Annotated in this window: 16 protein-coding genes; 12 read left to right on the top strand and 4 right to left on the bottom strand. The window is 75.1% G+C overall.

Annotated features, from left to right (window positions below; all coding sequences use genetic code 11):
• The first annotated feature begins 173 nt into the window (after window positions 1-173).
• The 10 genes from ABTX60_RS30485 to rfaE2 all read left to right on the top strand — a co-directional run bounded on the left by ABTX60_RS30485 (window position 174) and on the right by rfaE2 (window position 10,688).
• Window positions 174-701: a hypothetical protein gene (locus ABTX60_RS30485; RefSeq protein ID WP_352100229.1), complete on the top strand. Its 528-nt coding sequence runs from the start codon at window positions 174-176 to the stop codon at window positions 699-701.
• A 206-nt stretch (window positions 702-907) separates the two neighbouring features.
• Window positions 908-1,873 carry an NAD-dependent epimerase/dehydratase family protein gene (locus ABTX60_RS30480; protein ID WP_352100228.1) on the top strand — a complete coding sequence of 322 codons (966 nt, stop codon included), beginning with the start codon at window positions 908-910 and terminating at the stop codon, window positions 1,871-1,873.
• Window positions 1,874-1,940: 67 nt separating this feature from the next.
• Window positions 1,941-3,617, top strand: coding sequence for a carbamoyltransferase family protein (locus ABTX60_RS30475; RefSeq protein WP_352100227.1), 1,677 nt, complete (start codon window positions 1,941-1,943; stop codon window positions 3,615-3,617).
• Window positions 3,614-4,687: a glycosyltransferase family 2 protein gene (locus ABTX60_RS30470; protein WP_352100226.1), complete on the top strand. Its 1,074-nt coding sequence runs from the start codon at window positions 3,614-3,616 to the stop codon at window positions 4,685-4,687. Before ABTX60_RS30475 ends, ABTX60_RS30470 begins: the two co-directional genes overlap by 4 nt.
• Window positions 4,684-5,292: a D-glycero-alpha-D-manno-heptose-1,7-bisphosphate 7-phosphatase gene (locus tag ABTX60_RS30465; protein WP_352100225.1), complete on the top strand. Its 609-nt coding sequence runs from the start codon at window positions 4,684-4,686 to the stop codon at window positions 5,290-5,292. The genes ABTX60_RS30470 and ABTX60_RS30465 overlap by 4 nt, the downstream gene beginning before the upstream one ends.
• Window positions 5,289-6,350 carry a glycosyltransferase family 9 protein gene (locus ABTX60_RS30460; RefSeq protein ID WP_352100224.1) on the top strand — a complete coding sequence of 354 codons (1,062 nt, stop codon included), beginning with the start codon at window positions 5,289-5,291 and terminating at the stop codon, window positions 6,348-6,350. The genes ABTX60_RS30465 and ABTX60_RS30460 overlap by 4 nt, the downstream gene beginning before the upstream one ends.
• A complete protein-coding gene (locus ABTX60_RS30455) occupies window positions 6,347-7,312 on the top strand; it encodes a glycosyltransferase (RefSeq protein WP_352100223.1) in 966 nt (321 codons plus the stop codon). The genes ABTX60_RS30460 and ABTX60_RS30455 overlap by 4 nt, the downstream gene beginning before the upstream one ends.
• Window positions 7,309-8,586: a glycosyltransferase gene (locus tag ABTX60_RS30450; protein WP_352100222.1), complete on the top strand. Its 1,278-nt coding sequence runs from the start codon at window positions 7,309-7,311 to the stop codon at window positions 8,584-8,586. The genes ABTX60_RS30455 and ABTX60_RS30450 overlap by 4 nt, the downstream gene beginning before the upstream one ends.
• A 75-nt stretch (window positions 8,587-8,661) precedes the next feature.
• Window positions 8,662-9,297: a D-sedoheptulose-7-phosphate isomerase gene (locus ABTX60_RS30445; RefSeq protein WP_352100221.1), complete on the top strand. Its 636-nt coding sequence runs from the start codon at window positions 8,662-8,664 to the stop codon at window positions 9,295-9,297.
• The gene (gene rfaE2, locus ABTX60_RS30440) at window positions 9,294-10,688 is read left to right on the top strand and encodes a D-glycero-beta-D-manno-heptose 1-phosphate adenylyltransferase (RefSeq protein WP_352100220.1); all 1,395 of its coding nucleotides are present in this window, start codon (window positions 9,294-9,296) and stop codon (window positions 10,686-10,688) included. Before ABTX60_RS30445 ends, rfaE2 begins: the two co-directional genes overlap by 4 nt.
• A 308-nt stretch (window positions 10,689-10,996) precedes the next feature.
• On the opposite strand, the gene ABTX60_RS30435 is transcribed toward rfaE2, so the two are convergent.
• The 4 genes from ABTX60_RS30435 to ABTX60_RS30420 form a co-directional block, all read right to left on the bottom strand.
• The gene (locus tag ABTX60_RS30435; protein WP_352100282.1) at window positions 10,997-12,283 is read right to left on the bottom strand and encodes an MFS transporter; all 1,287 of its coding nucleotides are present in this window, start codon (window positions 12,281-12,283) and stop codon (window positions 10,997-10,999) included.
• Between the two features lie 342 nt (window positions 12,284-12,625).
• Entirely contained in the window at window positions 12,626-13,189 is a 564-nt protein-coding gene (locus tag ABTX60_RS30430) for a hemerythrin domain-containing protein (protein ID WP_352100219.1), read from the bottom strand.
• Between the two features lie 77 nt (window positions 13,190-13,266).
• Window positions 13,267-13,800 (bottom strand): DoxX family protein, encoded by a 534-nt coding sequence (locus ABTX60_RS30425; RefSeq protein WP_352100218.1) that lies wholly within the window; start codon window positions 13,798-13,800, stop codon window positions 13,267-13,269.
• A 63-nt stretch (window positions 13,801-13,863) separates the two neighbouring features.
• Window positions 13,864-15,042, bottom strand: a complete 1,179-nt coding sequence (locus tag ABTX60_RS30420) for an amidohydrolase (RefSeq protein ID WP_352100217.1) — start codon at window positions 15,040-15,042, stop codon at window positions 13,864-13,866.
• Window positions 15,043-15,369: 327 nt separating this feature from the next.
• Between ABTX60_RS30420 and ABTX60_RS30415 the strand changes: the two genes are divergently transcribed.
• Entirely contained in the window at window positions 15,370-16,842 is a 1,473-nt protein-coding gene (locus ABTX60_RS30415) for an aminotransferase class I/II-fold pyridoxal phosphate-dependent enzyme (RefSeq protein WP_352100216.1), read from the top strand.
• A gap of 151 nt (window positions 16,843-16,993) precedes the next feature.
• Complete coding sequence (locus ABTX60_RS30410; protein ID WP_352100215.1) at window positions 16,994-17,182, top strand: hypothetical protein; 189 nt, start codon at window positions 16,994-16,996, stop codon at window positions 17,180-17,182.
• Window positions 17,183-17,202 lie beyond the last annotated feature (20 nt).

Genomic DNA, 17,202 nt, shown 5'->3' with positions numbered 1-17,202 from the left:
GCGGAGACGGCTGCGCGGCGCGCGTTGGCGAGACGCAAGGACTGCGTCCGGTCCCGCCGGGCGATGTGGCCGAGGCCACGTCCTGGACGAGGTCCCGATCACGTCCGGGGGCGGGAAGCGGCGGTTACCGTCTACGACCAGATCCCCGCTCCCTTCCTTCGGACGGCCCGGCAGTGCACGCAGATCTCTCCCCTGTCATCGCGGCGACCGCCCAGTGGCTGACCCGCGCCTTCCCCGCCTCCGGCGGCGCCCTGGCCGCCGCCCTGTGCGAGGTCCAGGCCCGCCAGGCCGTGACCGTCGCGGCCTGGCTCAGGTACCCGACGGCGATGGACGCCGCCCTGCTCGGCATGGCCGGCCCCGGCGGCTCCGGGCGGCTCGACTGGGTCACCGGCGCCGACGCCGCCCTCGGCGACGACGTGGACGCACAGGCCTGGCGCACCTGGGTGGACGAGGTCGTCGCCAGCTGGGCGGCCGGTCTGCTCACCGACCCGGAGCTGGCGGCCCGGGCGGTGGCCGCGCTCGCCGGCGGCAGCCACAGCACCGGCGCACCGGCCGAGTTCCGCCGGCTCGTCGCCCCCGACGACAGCGACCGGAACGCCGCCGCCCTGCTGCGCCACCCCGACCTGCTCGCCCCCGTCGCCGGCCTGCACCAGGACCAGCTCCTCGACCGCCTGAACCCGGGCCGCACGCTGATCGCCTGACGCCCGGACGCACCAGCCGATCTGGGCGGACAGCTCCTCACCGACCCGTCTCACCCTCCGTGACTCACCGGTTTGCCGTACGCGGCCGTGCCGTGCCCGCACGGTCGTCGGAGGCTGGGGCGTGAGCTCGACGGCACTCCGGCCGCTTCGCCGGCCGAAGCGCGACCGTCGTGCCGCGCGCCGCCGCCGACGGAGGAGAGACCGACATGAGCACCGCCCTCTCACGGAAATGGGAACACGCCGTCGTCACCGGTGGCGCCGGGTTCGTCGGCTCCCACCTGTGCGCCGCCCTCCTCGACGCCGGCGCGGCCGTCACCTGTGTCGACGACTTCAGCACCGGTCGGCCCGAGAACATATCGCCGCTGCTCGAACGGCCCGGTTTCACGCTCGTCCAGGCCGACGTGTCCGAGGGGCTGCGGATCAAACGGTCCCCGGACCTGGTGCTGCACTTCGCCTCCCCGGCGTCCCCGGCGGACTACCTGCGCCTGCCGCTGCACACCCTGGAGACCGGCAGCCTCGGCACCCGCAACGTCCTGGAGCTCGCGCACTCCGCCCACGCCCGTTTCGTCCTCGCCTCGACCTCAGAGGTCTACGGCGACCCGCAGCAGAACCCCCAGGACGAGCGCTACTGGGGCAACGTCAACCCCGTCGGGCCACGCAGCGTCTACGACGAGGCCAAACGCTTCGGAGAGGCACTGACCACCGCCCACGCCGAGACCGAGGGCACCGACACCTGCATCGTGCGGCTGTTCAACACCTACGGCCCTCGCATGCGCGGCCACGACGGACGGGCGGTGCCGACCTTCGTACGGCAGGCCCTGGCCGGTGAGCCCCTCACCGTGACCGGCGACGGCCGCCAGACCCGGTCGCTGTGCTACGTCGACGACACCGTGCGCGGCATCCTCGCCGCGGCCGCCCACGGCATGCGCGGCCCCGTCAACATCGGCAACCCGACCGAGATCACCATGCTCGACCTGGCCCGCCTGATCGTCGAACTCGCCGGGTCCTCCTCCGAGATCCGCTACATCGAACGCCCCGTGGACGACCCGGCCGTGCGCTGCCCGGACATCACGCTGGCCCGCGACAAGCTGGGCTGGGATCCGCGGGTGCGGGCCGAGGAGGGGCTGCGGCGCACGATCGCCTGGTTCCGCGAGGCCGGCGCCGAGGAGTGAACCCTTCCGGGCACCCCGCACCATCGCGTCCCCGGTGTCTCCCGACCGCCGAAAGGCCCGCCTCCCCATGCGCATCCTCGGAATCAACGCCCTCTTCCACGATCCCGCCGCCGCCCTGGTGATCGACGGACGGACCGTCGCCGCCGCGGAGGAGGAGCGGTTCTCCCGGCGCAAACACGGCAAGAGACCCCTGCCGTTCTCCGCCTGGGAACTGCCCGAGCGGTCCGCGGCCTGGTGCCTGAAGCGGGCCGGGCTGCGCCCGCAGGACCTCGACGCCGTCACCTATTCCTTCGATCCGGCACTCGCCCGGCCGGCCGAGGACATGGGCCTGGACGACCCCTGGGACCATCTGCGGCTGACCTACGCCCGCGAGGCACCCGGCTTCCTGAAGACCGCCCTGCCCGGTCTCGACCCCGGCATCGTCCGCTTCGTGCCGCACCACATGGCCCACGCCGCCTCCGGCGCCTTCGCCGCACCGGACGCCCAGAACTCCTCCGTCCTCGTCCTCGACGGCCGTGGCGAACGCGCCTCCCACCTGGCCGCGCGTCGCGTGGGCGACCGCCTGGAGGCACTGCACGCCCAGGACCTGCCGCACTCGCTCGGCCTCGTCTACGAGGAACTCACCGAGCACCTCGGCTTCCTGCGCTCCTCCGACGAGTTCAAGATCATGGCCCTCGCCTCCCACGGCAGGCCGCGGATGCTCGCCGAGCTGCGCCGCCACGTGTACCCCACCGGCGACGGCGGCTTCCACGCCACCGGCGTGCCCTGGCACGAGCTGTGCGCGCCCCGTGGTCCCGACGAGCCGTGGACACAGGACCACGCCGATGTCGCCGCAAGTGCCCAGGCCGTGCTGGAGGAGACCCTGCTGGACCTGGTGCGCTGGCTGCACGGCCGGACCCACGACCGGGTGCTCACCCTCGCCGGTGGCGTCGCCCTCAACTGCGTCGCCAACTCCCGCATCGCCCGCGAGGGTCCCTTCGCCCGGGTGTGGGTGCAGCCCGCGGCGGGAGACGCCGGCACCGCCCTGGGCGGAGCCCTGCTGCTGTCCGCCGTGGAGGGGGACGCCCCGGAGCCCATGGCCGGTGCCGACCTCGGACGGGAATGGTCCGACGCCGAGCTCGGAGCCTGGCTGAAGACCGCGGCCGTACCCTTCGAGCGGCCCCAGGACATCGCCGCGACCGTGGCCCGCGCCCTGGCGGACAACGGGATCGTCGCCTGGTTCCAGGGCCGCTCCGAGTACGGCCCCCGGGCCCTCGGCCACCGCTCCCTGCTGGCCCACCCGGGGCACGCGGGCAACCTGGAACGTCTCAACGACGTCAAGGGCCGCGAGCAGTTCCGGCCTGTCGCCCCCATGGTCCTCGCCGGCCGCGCGGCCGACCTCTTCGAGGGCCCGCTGCCCAGCCCGTACATGCTGTTCGTGCACGATGTGGCTCCCGCATGGCGGGACCGCATCCCCGCGGTCGTGCACGTCGACGGCACCGCCCGCATCCAGACCGTCGACCCGGACGGCGAGCCTCTGGTCGCCCGCATGCTCGGCGAGTTCGAGCGGCTGACCGGGCTGCCCGTGGTCGTCAACACCAGCCTCAACACGGCTGGCCGGCCCATGGTCGACGACCCGCGCGACGCCCTGGAGTGCTTCGGCTCCTCGCCCGTCGACCTGCTGGCCATCGGCCCCTACGCGATCCGGCGCGGCGACCTCTTCCGTACCGATTCCCGCAGCGGCGACGCCGGAGGCCCCCGATGACCCGCCCCGAGGCCCGCACGCCCGACGCCGAGTACGCCGTCGTCGTCCCGACCCTCGGCCGGCCCAGCCTGGGCGCCTGCCTGCACGCCCTCACGGAGGCGACCGGGCCGGGTCCCGTCCGGGTGGTCCTCGTCGACGACCGGCCCGACGCGGCCCGCACCCCCCTCACCGCCCACGTCCCACCCGCCCTGCGCGCCCGCACCATCGTCGTGCCCGGCGGCGCGCGCGGACCCGCCGCCGCACGCAACCTCGGCTGGCGGGCCGCCGGTGACGTGCCCTGGATCGTCTTCCTCGACGACGACGTCGTCCCCGGGCCCACCTGGGGCGACGACCTGACCCTGGACCTGGCCGCAGCCACCGAGCGCACCGCCGGGATCACCGCCCGGATCGAGGTGCCCCTGCCCGTCGGCCGGCGCCCCACCGACTGGGAACGCAACACGGCCGGACTCGCCGGCGCCCGCTGGATCACCGCCGACCTGGCATACCGCCGGGCCGCGCTCCTGGCCGTCGGCGGATTCGACGAACGCTTCCGGCGGGCCTTCCGGGAGGACGCCGACCTGGCCCTGCGCATGCTCGACGCCGGCTGGACGCTCACCGTCGGCCGGCGCACCACCACCCACCCCGTACGGCAGGCCGGGCGCTGGACCTCCGTCCGGCTCCAGGCCGGCAACGCCGACGACGTGCTGATGACCCGGCTGCACGGCCGTCACTGGTGGCGCCGGGCGGAGGCACCCCGCGGGCGCCTGCCCCTGCACCTGGCGGTGACCGGAGCGGGGGCGGCGGCGCTCGGCTGCGCCCTGCTCGGCAGGCACCGGGCCGCCGCGGCCTGCGCAGCCGCCTGGCTGGCCGGTACCACCGAGTTCGCCCTCGCCCGCATCCTGCCCGGGCCGGGCACCCGCGACGAGGTGCTCACCATGACGGTGACCAGTGCCCTCGTCCCACCCGCCGCGACCTGGCACTGGCTGCGCGGGCGGCTCGCGCACCGCAAGGCCCGTCCGCACACCACGTTCGGGAGCGGTGAACCGGCGCCCGCGTCCCGCCCGGCCGCCCGGGAACGGCTGCGGTCATGACGCCGCCCCTCACCCCCTGGCTGCTGCCCGGGCAAGGGCGGCAGCACTCGCACGTCCCGGGCGGTCCCGGCCTGGCGGCCGTTCTCTTCGACCGCGACGGCACCCTCGTCGCCGACGTGCCCTACAACGGGGACCCGGCGCTGGTCACACTCATGCCGGGCGCCCGCGAGGCCGTGGACGCCGTGCGCGCCGCCGGGGTGCCCGTCGGTGTCGTGACCAACCAGTCGGGCGTGGCCCGGGGCCTGCTGACCCGCAGCCACGTGGAGAGCGTACGGCTGCGGGTGGAGGAGCTGCTCGGGCCGTTCGCCGTCTGGGCCGTGTGCCCGCACGGGCCGGGGGAGGGCTGTGCCTGCCGCAAACCGGCACCCGGACTGATCCTGGCCGCGTGCCGGCGGCTCGCCGTGCCACCGGAACGCACCGCCGTCATCGGCGACATCGGAGCCGACATGGAGGCGGCGCGGGCGGCGGGGGCCCGCGGGGTCCTGGTCCCCACGGCCGTCACCCGTGCCGACGAGACCGCGACGGCCGACGTCACGGCACCGGACCTGCCTGCGGCCGTACGTCTGGTCCTCGGCTCCGCGCTCCCGGCACGGGAGCCGCGATGACCCCCTCCCGCCTTCCCCGCACCCTGGTGGTCCGCCTCGACAGTGCCGGAGACGTACTCCTCGCGGGGCCCGCCGTGCGGGCGGTCGCCGCCGGCTCCTCGTACACCGCGCTGCTCTGCGGACCACAGGGCGCGGCGGCCGGGCGGATGCTGCCCGGCGTCGACGACGTGCTGACCTTCGACGCCCCCTGGGTCGGGCTGGAGCCGCCGCCGGTGACGCGTGCGGACACCCGGCGGCTGATGGAAGCGCTCACGGCGGGCCGCTTCGACCGGGCGCTCGTGCTGGTGTCGTACCACCAGAGCCCCCTGCCGGCCGCCCTGCTGCTGAAGCTGGCCGGGATCGGACGGACCGCGGCCGACTGCGAGGACTACCCCGGTGCGCTCCTCGACCGGCGGCACCGCAGGAGGCCGCACCGTCACGAGGCCTTGGCCGCCCTCGACCTGGCCCGCGCCGAGGGCTTCGCGCTCCCGCCCGGCGACGACGGCCGACTCCGTGTCCTGCCGCCGCCGGGCACCGCCCATCTCACCGGTGCGGAACCGTACGTCGTGCTCCACCCCGGCGCGGCCGTGCCCGCGCGGGCCTGGACGCCGGGCCGGGCGGCACGGGCCGTGGCCGCGCTGTCCGCCGCGGGGCACCGGGTGGTCGTGACAGGCGGGCGCGCCGAGCGCGAACTGACCGCACGGGTCGCCGGGCGGCACGCACTGGACCTCGGCGGCGCCACCGACCTGCCTCACCTGGCCGGGGTCCTGGCCGGAGCCCGGGCCGTGGTGGCCGGCAACACCGGCCCGGCGCATCTCGCCGCCGCCGTGGGCACACCCGTCGTCAGCCTCTTCGCACCGGTCGTGCCGGCCGAACGGTGGGCCCCCTACGGCGTACCGCACGTGGTGCTCGGCGACCCGCACGCGGCGTGCGCGCAGACCAGGGCCCGGCACTGCCCGGTGCCGGGACACCCCTGCCTCGACGGCATCGGCGACGGCGAGGTGCTCGCCGCCGTGGAGACCGTCACGGGCCACCCGGCGGACCGGGGAGAACCGACCGAACGAGGAGCAGCCGTATGAACATCCTGCTGTGGCACGTGCACGGCTCCTGGACGACCGCGTTCGTCCAGGGCCCGCACACCTACCTCGTCCCCGTCACGCCCGACCGCGGCCCGGACGGCCTCGGGCGGGCCCGGACCTTCACCTGGCCCGCCTCGGTCCGCGAGGTCACCCCCGCGGAACTCGGCGACACGCCGGTCGACCTGGTCCTCCTCCAGCGGCCGCACGAGGCCGCGCTGGCCGAACGCTGGCTCGGCGGGCGCCGCCCCGGGCGGGACGTGCCCGCCGTGTACCTGGAGCACAACGCGCCCGACGGCGGTGTGCCCGACACCCGGCACCCGTGCGCCGACCGCACCGACCTGACGCTCGTGCACGTCACCCACTTCAACCGGCTGTTCTGGGAGTGCGGCAGCACCCGCACCGAGGTGATCGAGCACGGCATCGTCGACCCGGGCCACCGCTACAGCGGCCGGCTCGCCCGCGCCGCCGTCGTCGTGAACGAACCCGTGCGCCGCGCCCGGCACACCGGCACCGACCTGCTGCCCGCCCTCGCCGAGGCCGTCCCGCTCGACGTGTTCGGGCTGGGCACCGAGGGCCTGGCCGGACACCTCGGCCTGCCGCCGGACCGCTGCCACACCGCCGACCTGCCCCAGAGCGAGCTGCACACGGCGCTGGCCGAACGCCGCATGTACCTGCACCCGGTGCGCTGGACCTCCCTCGGCCTGTCCTTGCTGGAGGCGATGCACCTCGGCATGCCCGTGCTGGCGCTCGCCACCACCGAGGCGGTCGAGGCGGTCCCGCCCGGCGCCGGCACCCTGACCACCCGCCCCGACGTCCTGGCCCGCGCGGCCCGCCGCTACCTCCACGAACCCGAGGCCGCGGCCGCGGACGGAGCCCGCGCCCGCCAGGCGGCCCTCGAACGCTACGGGCTCAAACGCTTCCTGGCCGACTGGCAGCGCCTGATCACGGAGGTGTGCTCATGACCCCGTCCCTCAGCCCCTTCCCGTCCGGACCGCTCGGCGGCGGCCCGCTCGACCCCGGCGTCCTCGCGATCGCGCTCGTCTCCGAGCACGCCAGCCCCCTCGCCGCACTGGGCGGAGTCGACGCCGGCGGGCAGAACGTCCACGTCGCCTGCCTCGCCGGGGCACTCGCCGACCGCGGCCACCGCGTCACCGTGCACACCCGCCGCGACGCGCCCGACCTGCCCTGGCGGGTGGAACTGCGCGACGGCGTCGAGGTGCACCACGTACCCGCCGGCCCTGCCGAACCGCTCCCCAAGGACGAACTGCTGCCGCACATGGACGAGTTCGGCCGCCATCTCGCCCGCGGCTGGCGCACCCGGGCGCCGGACCTCGTGCACTCCCACTACTGGATGTCGGGCCTGGCCGCGCTGCGCGCCACCCGCGAGCACGGCCTCCCCCTGCTGCACACCTACCACGCCCTCGGCACGGTGAAGCGACGGCACCAGCGGCTCGCCGACACCAGCCCGCCGGAGCGCATCCCGGGCGAGATCGAGATCGGCCTGAACTGCGACCGCGTCATCGCCACCTGCCGCGACGAGGTCCACGAACTGGCCCGCATGGGCATTCCCCCGCACCGGATCGGCATCGTGCCGTGCGGTGTCGACACCGACCGGTTCACGCCCAGGGGCCCGGCCGCGCCGCGCGGCCCGTACCCGCACCGGATCCTGCAGCTGGGCCGGCTCGTGCCGCGCAAGGGCGCCGCCGTGACCGTCGCCGCCCTGGCCCGACTGCCCGGCACCGAGCTGGTCGTCGTCGGCGGGCCGCCCGCCCAACTGCTCGACGGCGACCCGGAGGTGCGGCGGCTGCGCGACATCGCCCGGGACGCCGGTGTCGCCGACCGCGTCCGCTTCACCGGCGCCCTCACCGGCGACGATGTGCCAGCACTGCTGCGCTCCGCCGACGTGGTGGTCTGCCCCGGCGACTACGAACCCTTCGGCATCGTCCCGCTGGAGGCCATGGCCTGCGGCGTGCCCGTGGTGGCCAGCGCGGTCGGCGGGCAGCTCGACACCGTCGCCGACCCGGGCACCGGACGACTGGTTCCGCCCCGCGACCCGGCGGCCCTGGCCGGCGCCGTAGCCGGGCTGCTCGCCGATCCGGAGGCCCGCGCGGCCTGCGGGGCGGCCGGCCGCCGCCGGGTGCTCAGCAGATACGGCTGGGGCCAGGTCGCCGCGGCCACCGAAGCCGCCTACTGCGAGGTCCTCGACACCGAGCCCGCCGCCACCGGTGCCGGCTGACCCGGCCGGTCCCGCCCACCGCCCGAAGGAGGTGTGGGTCCCCGCCGTCCCCGCACGGCGGTGCGCCCGATCCGCATGAGCGAATCCTCTGCACAGCCCGGCCTCGACGCCGCCCGTCTGCACTGCCGGTCGCTGGAGAAGGCCCTGGGCCGGTTCCGGGAGAACGGCCTGGACCGCATCGCGGACTGGGGCGGCCGCCTCGCCGACGTCCTGGGCGGCGGCGGCCGGCTCCTCGCCGCGGGCAACGGCGGCAGCGCCGCCCAGGCCCAGCACCTCACCGCCGAACTGGTCGGCCGCTACCGCCGCGAACGCCGCGCCTACTCCGCGCTCGCCCTGCACGCCGAGACGTCCAGCGTGACCGCCATCGGCAACGACTACGGCTTCGACCACGTCTACGCCCGTCAGGTCACCGCCCACGGCCGCCCCGGCGACGTCCTCATGCTGCTGTCCACCTCGGGGCGCAGCGGCAACCTCATCGCCGCCGCCGTGACCGCCCGGCAGGCCGGACTGCGCGTCTGGGCGCTCACCGGGCGCGGCCCGAACCCCTTGGCCGAAGCCGCCCACGAGTCCCTGTGCATCGACGCGGACACCACCGCCAACGTCCAGGAGACCCACCTCGTCGCCGTCCACCTGCTCTGCGAGTGCTTCGACACGGCCGTGTCCACGCCCCCCGAGCGGCGCGCGGCCCTGACACACGGGAGTACGCCATGACCAGGACCGGGCCGCACCCCCTCGTCGTCGTCGGGGACGTTCTCCTCGACGAGGACATCGAAGGCGTCTCCACCCGACTCGCCCCCGACGCCCCCGCCCCCGTCGTCGACGTCACCGGCGACCGTCGCCACCCCGGCGGAGCCGGCCTGGCCGCCGCCCTCGCCGCCCGTGGGGGCCGGGACGTGGTCCTGGTGACCGCGCTGGGCGAGGACGAGGCCAGTGAGGCGGTACGACGCGGGCTGCGCGGCCGGGTCAGGATCCTGGAGATCCCGCTGGACGGCACCGTGCCGGTCAAGACCCGCGTCCTCGCGGGCGGCCGGCCGGTCGTCCGCATCGACCGGGGCGGTGGCACCCCCGGCGAGCCCGACGACGCGGTCCGGGCGGCGCTGGCCGACGCGCACGCCGTCCTGGTCGCCGACTACGGCCGGCACACCGCGGGCGCCGTGCGACCGCTCCTGGAGGACGCCGCCCGGCGCACGCCGCTGGTGTGGGACCCGCACCCCACCGGGGACCCGCCCGTGCCCGGAGCACGCCTGGTCACCCCCAGCGCGGCGGAGGCCCGGGCCCTGTACCCCGGCTCCGGAGGGACTTCGCTGGGCGCGTACGCCGAGCGGGCGGCCCGCCTCGCCCGGCTCTGGCGTGCCGCCGGGGTGGCCGTCACCCTCGGCGAGCGCGGGGTGCTGCTGGCCCGGCCGGGCCCCGGCACCCCGATGCTGGTCCCCGTGCCCTACCGGGCCGCCGGGGACCCCTGTGGGGCGGGCGACTGCTTCGCCGCCACGGCGACGGCGGCTCTGGCCGACGGTCTGCTCCCCGAGGAGGCCCTGCAGCGGGCCGTCGCGGAGGCGGCCGCGTTCGTCGCCGAGGGCGGCGCGGGCAACCCAGGTCTGTGGCGGACCGAGCCCGAGCCCCGCGCCGCCGACGAGCCCGCGGCCGACGCGTTCGGGCTCGCCGAGCGGGTCAGGGCCGGTGGCGGCACCGTCGTCGCCACCGGCGGCTGCTTCGACCTGGTGCACGCCGGTCACGTCGGGCTGCTGGAGAGCGCCCGGCGCATCGGCGACTGCCTGATCGTGTGCCTGAACTCCGACGCGTCCGTCGCGCGCCGCAAAGGGCCGGGGCGCCCGCTCAACCCGGCGGCGGACCGGGCCCGCGTCCTGGCCGCGCTCGGCAGCGTCGACGCGGTCGTGGTCTTCGAGGAGGACACGCCCGAGGCGGTACTGGCCCGGTTGCGGCCGGACGTCTGGGTCAAGGGCGGCGACTACTCCGTGCAGAACCTGCCCGAGGCGAAGGTGCTCCGCACGTGGGGCGGGCAGGCTGTGGTCCTGCCCTACCTCGACGGCCGCTCCACGACCCTCCTGGCCCGGCGGGCGGCGCAGGCGGCCCTGCGGCCGTAGGGCGCACGCGGGGGAGCGGAGCTGTGCGGCCCACACGCCGGGAGCCGCCCCCGTACCGGCGCCCCGCTCGGGCCGCCGGGCGCGGTGCCGGTCGGCCCGTTGGTATGGAGCCCGCTCGGGCCGCCTGGGCCGGTGTCGGCCGGCCCCGCGGGTGTGGAGCCCGCTCGGGCCGCCGAGGTCGGCCGGTCGGCTCGGTGGGTCTGGCGTCCGCTCGGGCCGCCGGGCACGGTGTCGGTCGGCCCGTTGGTGTGGAGCCCGCTCGGGCCGCCTGGGTCGGTGCCGGTCGGGCCGGTAGGTCTGGCGTCCGCTCAGGCCGCCGGGCTCAGGGCCGGCCTGCCCGGCGCGTCGTGCTCCTCTTCGCGAAGGACGACCGGTACCGGGTCCCGGCGACGGCGGAGCAGGGAGCCCGCCCCGATCGCGCCGGCGATGAGCAGTCCGCCGGTGACGAGGGCGCCGCGCGGCCCGGCCAGTTCCATGAGGAGGCCCAGCGCGGGAGGGCCGCCCAGGCCCCACACCGTGCCGATGCTGCCCCACACACCCAGCACCCGTCCCCGCAGGTGGGGAGGCGGGTCGGTCTGGAGGACGGCCGTGCCGACGGTGTCGGAGACGGACTCCACCACGGCCATCGGCAGGACCAGAGCGATCAGCACCGCCAGTGACGGTGACAGCCCCGCCACCACCTGCAGCAGCGCCCCCGCTGACGCCAGTACGCCCACGAGCCGCACGGACGGCCGGCGCAGCCGGGCGCCGAGCACCGCGCCGAGAATGCCGCCGACGGCGAGCACGGTCGACACGGTGCCGAACGAACCGGCACCACCCGCGAGCGGCCCGGTGACGAGCACCGCCAGGGTGAGCCCGTAGTTGCGGCCGAACATGGAGCTGATCCCGGTGACACCCGCCAGCGCGACCAGACGCGGGCGCCGCACGAAGTAGGCCAGCCCTTCCCGGACGGTCAGGTCGGGACCGGTGTCCTCGGGAGCCGGGGCGTCCTGCCGCACGGCACCGGCCGCAGGACGCAGGAAGGGGATGACCGAGGCCACGAACAGGAACGACAGCCCGTTGCCGAAGTACGCGGCGGACGTGCCGAGGAATCCGACCGCCACACCGGCCAGGGCCGCCCCCACCAGCCGGCCCGCCTGGTGCACCAGCGCCCCGACTCCGATGGCCGAGGGCACGTCCTCGGCCGGTACCAGGTCGTTGCCCAGCAGCGCGCACGCCGGGTTGTCGACGGTCGCGACGACACCCGTGAGGGCGGCCAGCACCATCAGCGAGGTCATGTCGATGAGGTCCAGCGCCACGAGGACGGCCGTGGTGAACGCGATCGCGCCGAGCACCGCCTGACTCACGGCCGCCGTCAGCTTGCGCGGCCACCGGTCGACGGCGGCCCCGCCGAGCACGCTGATCAGCAGCGCCGGAGCGGCCTGCACGGACATGGACAACCCCGTCGCGGCGGCGGACCCGGTGATCTGCAGGACCAGCAGGTTCTGCACCGTGAGCTGCATCCACGTACCGGCGTTCGACACGAAGTTCGCGACGGACCACCAGCGCATGCTGCGGTACCGCAGCGACCGCCAGGGCGAGCGGGAAGCGGGCAGGGCAGGGGAGGGGGAGGAGAAGGAAGGCACAGTGCGGTACTCGAAGACGAGTCGGAGGACTCAGAGGAGGGCGACGAGGAGCGCGTCACACCGGCGGCGCTGCACGGTGGACCCCCTCGACGGGTACGGCGCCGACCATCGTGGCAGAGGGGACCGGAGAAGCGGTTCCACCTGCCCTTGATCCACCCTCTCGTGCCCTCCAAACCCCCTGCCCGGCACGGGCTTTGAGGCCACAGTGTGGTTGATCACACGAGGTGACCTACGCGGCGGTCGATCACAGGCACACAGAAGCGGGGCCCGTCGCCTCGGGCGACGAGCCCCGCTCAGCAGGGGTGACCTGGCTCACCCGGACTTGCCCCGGCCGCTCAGCGCGTCCCGCAGCCGGTCCACCATCCCGGTGCCCGGAGCCAGGAGCTTGTTGGCCGGAGGCCTGTCGGGGGCCGCCGGGTGGGGCCGGGTGGGGGCGGTCTTCTTGGCCTTGCGCACCTTGTCGCCCAGCTCGTTGAGCGTGTCCATCGGACAGGCCTGCCGCAGCCGCGGGAAGAGGTTGCCCTCCTCGTCGGCGATGTGCGAGCGGATCTCGCTCATCAGCATGCCCATCAGCCGGTCGAAGTCGGCGTCGCCCGCGTCACAGCCCTCCAGATCCTTCATGATCCGCTCGGCCGTGGCGTGATCCTGCAGTTCCTGGTCGGCGAGGGCGTCCCCACCCGCCACGTGCTCGCGTACGGCGGGGTAGAGGTAGGCCTCCTCGGCCACCGAGTGCCGCACGAGCTCCATCGTGACCTGGTCGGCGTACATCTTGCGGTCCTGGTGGCCGGACGGCAGTGCCTCGATCCGGCCGAACATCTCCTCGACCTCGCGGTGATCGGTCACCAGCTCGTCGATGACGTTTCCTCCGTGTCCCATCTCCTTCACCTCCAGCGCTCGGGTCCCCCAGGCCCCGGGGGGTTAACGTGCGGTCCGCCGGTGCCGCGCGGGGCGGCTCAGGCGGGGAGCTTGGCCCGGACCCGCCCGACCGCGGTGGCCGGCCGTGCGGTGGCGCGGACGGAGCGGCGCACCAGGCCCGCGTCGCGCCGCAGCCCCCGGGCGGCGTGGGTGCCGCGCCACACCACCGAGGGGCGGGCGCCGGTGTCGTCGGCGGCGATCAGCAGGCCGCCGAGCATGGACAAGTTCTTGAGGAAGTGGATGCGCTGCTGGGCCCGCTCCTCGGGGTCCTGCGCCTCCCAGAAGCGGTGCCCCGCCAGTGTGGTCGGCACCAGCGTGGCGGCGATGGCCAGCGCGGCAGGGCGCGGCACGCGCCCCGTGGCCAGCATCAGCCCCGCCGCGACCTGTACGGCACCGCTGAGCCGTACGACCTGCTCGGTGCGGTCCGGCAGGGCCGGGACGCGCTCGGTGACCGGTTGGACGACAGGCTCGGCGGCGTCGGCGACCTGCTTCGGGTCGCGGACGGAGTTCATACCGCCCGCGAGGAACATCGAGGCCAGCATGGGGCGGCCGAGCACACGCAACAGACTCATGGCCCTCTCCAGGGAGTCGGTGGGTACAGCGCTCGCCGGGTTCCCCAGCCGGAGCCGAACCACTCACACCGCCCGGTGCCGCGCCCACGCCTCCTCGCGCAGCGCCCCGGACAGCAGGACGTCGGCGGCGGTGCACGCGAGGGCAGAAGTCGCGGCGATCAGCACCTCGCGGGCCCGGGGAGAGGCGGCCGCCTCGGCGAACTCAGGGGTGTGGTCGGAGCCGTCCTCGCCCGTGATCGCGACGAACGGGTGGATGGCGGGCACCCGAGTGCTGACGTCGCCGATGTCGGACGATCCCAGGTACACGCCCGGCGTGGGCGGTGACAGCTCGATCCCCGCCCGGGCGAGATGCGCGGCGAACCGCTCGGAGAGCACCTCGCTGTCCCGGAAGTGCTCGTAGCGCACCGTGGCCCGCTCCACGTCGACGGTGGTGCCGGTGGCCCGGGCCACCCCGTCGGCGCACGCCCGCAGCCGCTCGGCCAGGTCCTCCAGCGCCGCCGTCGTGGCCGCCCGCAGACCGAACAATCCCTCGGCGTACTCGGGGACGATGTTCGTGGCCGTACCGCCGTGCGTGACGATGCCCTGTACGTGCGAGCCCTCGGGCAGCCGGCGCCCCAGTACGGCCAGCACGTTGAACAGCTCCACGAGCCCGGCCAGCGCGTCGACGCCCTCGGTCGGGTTGCCCGTGGGGTGGGCGGCCCTGCCGTGGAAGGCCACCCGGTACTGCACCTGCGCGGTCAGCGGCGCCCGAGCCCAGCTGTACACCCCCGGGTGGAACATCAGCGCCGCGTCGACCTCGTCGAACACCCCGGCCTCCACCTCGACGGCCTTGCCGCCGCCGCCCTCCTCGGCGGGGGTGCCGACCGCCAGCACCGTCCCCGCGGGCGGCTCGGGCAGGGCGGCCGCCAGGGCCAGCGCGGCACCCAGCCCGGCCGCCGCGATGAGGTTGTGGCCGCACGCGTGTCCGAGGCCGGGCAGGGCGTCGTACTCCATCAGCAGCGCCACGGCGGGCCGGCCCCGCCCCGAACGCGCGGTGAACGCCGTCGGCATCCCCGCCGCGCCGCGTTCCACGGCGAAGCCGGCGCGCTCCAGCTCACCGGAGAGCAGGGCAGCCGCCCGGTGCTCGGCGAAGGCGTACTCGGGGTCGGCGTGCAGGCGCCGGGCCACGTCCCACAGCGCGTCGGCCCGTGCCGCCACCTCCTCGCGTATGGCCTGGTGCACGGCGTCGGGCGTTCGGCTCACAAGGGCTCCTCGTCGTCACGCACGGTGTGCGTCGTCCCGGGGCGGCTCTCGCCGCCGGACGTCGGCCTGCTGGGGCGGACGAGGGCTCACCCCCGGTACCCCTGTCTCCCCCGGCCGGGTTTCACCGCCCGCCGCCATGACACCTCCGGGGGCGCGCCCGGCGGGGGAGGGGCCCAGGCAGGGGATCCTTCGCTTCGGCAGCACCACACCGCGACGCCCGCGGCGTTTCGTCCGTGGCCCGGGGTGAACACGGTCGGTGTACCCGCCGGGCCACGACAGCGTGGACGCCGCGGCGGCGGCTCGGGCGGGCCGGACCCGGGAGGAACCATGGACCACTCGCGCGTGCCCGTCCTGGAGGCGCTGGAGGACTTCCGGCGCCGTGGCGACATCGCCTACGGCCCGCCCGGCCACAAGCAGGGCAGGGGAGTGGACCCACGGGTCGCGGAGATCGTCGGCCTCGACGTGTTCCGCTCCGACGTGCTCTCCCTCAACGGGCTCGACGACCGGCGCCAGTCCCAGGGCGTGCTGAGCCGGGCCCAGGAGCTCATGGCCGACGCGGTCGGCGCCGAGCACGCGTTCTTCTCCACCTGCGGCAGCTCCCTGTCCGTGAAGACCGCCATGCTCGCCGCCGCCGGACCCGGCGAGAAGCTGCTGCTGTCGCGCAACGCCCACAAGTCCGTCATCGCGGCCGTCGTCGTCAACGGCGTCGAACCGATCTGGGTGCACCCGAAGTACGACGGCGAACGCCACCTGGCGCACCCGCCCGAGCCGGACGACGTCCGCCGTCGCCTGCGGGAGCACCCGGACGCCAAGGGCATGCTGCTGATCACGCCCACCGACTGGGGTTCCTGCGCGGACATCAGGGGAGTGGCCCGGGTGTGCCACGAGCTCGGTGTGCCCGTCATCGTCGACGAGGCGTGGGGTGCCCACCTGCCGTTCCACCCGGACTTGCCCGCCTGGGGCATGGACGCCGAGGCCGATCTGACGGTGACCAGCGTGCACAAGATGGGCGGGGCCGTGGAGCAGAGCTCCGTCTTCCACCTCCAGTACGACCGCGTGTCACCCGAGGCCCTCAAACAGCGGGAGGACCTCCTCGGCACCACCAGCGCCTCGTCCCTCGTCTTCGCCACGCTCGACGGCTGGCGTCGCCAGATGGTCGAACACGGCCATGAACTGCTGGACGCGGCCATCCGCCGCGCGGAACGCATCCGGGCGGCGGTCGCGGAACTGCCGGGTCTGCGGCCCATGGGCCGGGAGATCGTGGAGGAGGGGCTCGCCGCCGACCTCGACCCGCTCAAGGTCGTGATCGACGTCCGCAAGCTGGGCCTGAGCGGCATGCAGGCCGTGGAATGGTTGCGCCTCCACCGCCACGTGGACGTCGGAGGCTCGGACAGCTGCCGCGTCAGCGCCTCGATCACCCATGCGGACGACGACGAGACCGAGGAAGTCCTCCTGGACGCCCTGCGCGCCCTCGTCGAGCACGCGGACTCCGTCGAACGCCGCCCGCCGGTCCGGCTGCCCGAGCCCTCGGCACTGGAACTGGAGCAGGCCATGCTGCCCCGCGCGGCGTTCTTCGCCTCCGTCGAACACGTGCCCGCCGAACGGGCCGCGGGCCGCATCGCCGCGGAGATGATCAGCCCCTACCCGCCGGGTGTCCCCGTGGTGGCACCCGGCGAGGTCATCACCGACGCGGTCCTGGACTACCTGCGCAGCGGCGCCGAGCACGGCGTCCTGATACCGGACGCGGCCGACTCCTCCGTCCACACCGTGCGGGTCGTGGCCCGCGCTGACCAGGCGTGACGTCGCAGCGGCAACCGCCGCAAGCCAAGTAACTCATGCGCGAGATGTTGAAGAAGTGACACAAATAAACTTCTGCGTCGGTTGGCATGATTTGTCCCCATCAGGTGCACTAGAGAGGCAAGCAACCAACTTCAGTAAAGGAGATGGTGCAATGACTGCCACGGAGAAGGTCACCAGGGACCTGACGGGCATCCAGAGTGCCGACATCGAGGCCGCGCTCGACCCGGCAGAAGCCGACGGCATCTACCGCGACAGCCGCGAGTGCGCCGCACTTGCGCTGTTCAAGGGCGGTTTCGGCCTGCTCCTGTCGCCGCCCACCCCGCGCCCCAAGAAGGGCTAGTGGACCGTCAGGAGTAGAAG

This window comes from Streptomyces sp. NPDC126510, from assembly GCF_040302345.1.
Lineage (GTDB): Bacteria > Actinomycetota > Actinomycetes > Streptomycetales > Streptomycetaceae > Streptomyces.
The sequence above is the reverse complement of the archived record's forward strand: the minus strand, read 5'-3'. Positions and strand labels throughout refer to the sequence as shown.

Coding starts and splice junctions, on each gene's coding strand:
- ABTX60_RS30480 (WP_352100228.1), top strand. CDS start 908: ATGAGCACCGCCCTCTCACGGAAATGGGAACACGCCGTCGTCACCGGT.
- ABTX60_RS30475 (WP_352100227.1), top strand. CDS start 1,941: ATGCGCATCCTCGGAATCAACGCCCTCTTCCACGATCCCGCCGCCGCC.
- ABTX60_RS30470 (WP_352100226.1), top strand. CDS start 3,614: ATGACCCGCCCCGAGGCCCGCACGCCCGACGCCGAGTACGCCGTCGTC.
- ABTX60_RS30465 (WP_352100225.1), top strand. CDS start 4,684: ATGACGCCGCCCCTCACCCCCTGGCTGCTGCCCGGGCAAGGGCGGCAG.
- ABTX60_RS30460 (WP_352100224.1), top strand. CDS start 5,289: ATGACCCCCTCCCGCCTTCCCCGCACCCTGGTGGTCCGCCTCGACAGT.
- ABTX60_RS30455 (WP_352100223.1), top strand. CDS start 6,347: ATGAACATCCTGCTGTGGCACGTGCACGGCTCCTGGACGACCGCGTTC.
- ABTX60_RS30450 (WP_352100222.1), top strand. CDS start 7,309: ATGACCCCGTCCCTCAGCCCCTTCCCGTCCGGACCGCTCGGCGGCGGC.
- ABTX60_RS30445 (WP_352100221.1), top strand. CDS start 8,662: ATGAGCGAATCCTCTGCACAGCCCGGCCTCGACGCCGCCCGTCTGCAC.
- rfaE2 (WP_352100220.1), top strand. CDS start 9,294: ATGACCAGGACCGGGCCGCACCCCCTCGTCGTCGTCGGGGACGTTCTC.
- ABTX60_RS30430 (WP_352100219.1), bottom strand. CDS start 13,189: ATGGGACACGGAGGAAACGTCATCGACGAGCTGGTGACCGATCACCGC.
- ABTX60_RS30425 (WP_352100218.1), bottom strand. CDS start 13,800: ATGAGTCTGTTGCGTGTGCTCGGCCGCCCCATGCTGGCCTCGATGTTC.
- ABTX60_RS30415 (WP_352100216.1), top strand. CDS start 15,370: ATGGACCACTCGCGCGTGCCCGTCCTGGAGGCGCTGGAGGACTTCCGG.
- ABTX60_RS30410 (WP_352100215.1), top strand. CDS start 16,994: ATGACTGCCACGGAGAAGGTCACCAGGGACCTGACGGGCATCCAGAGT.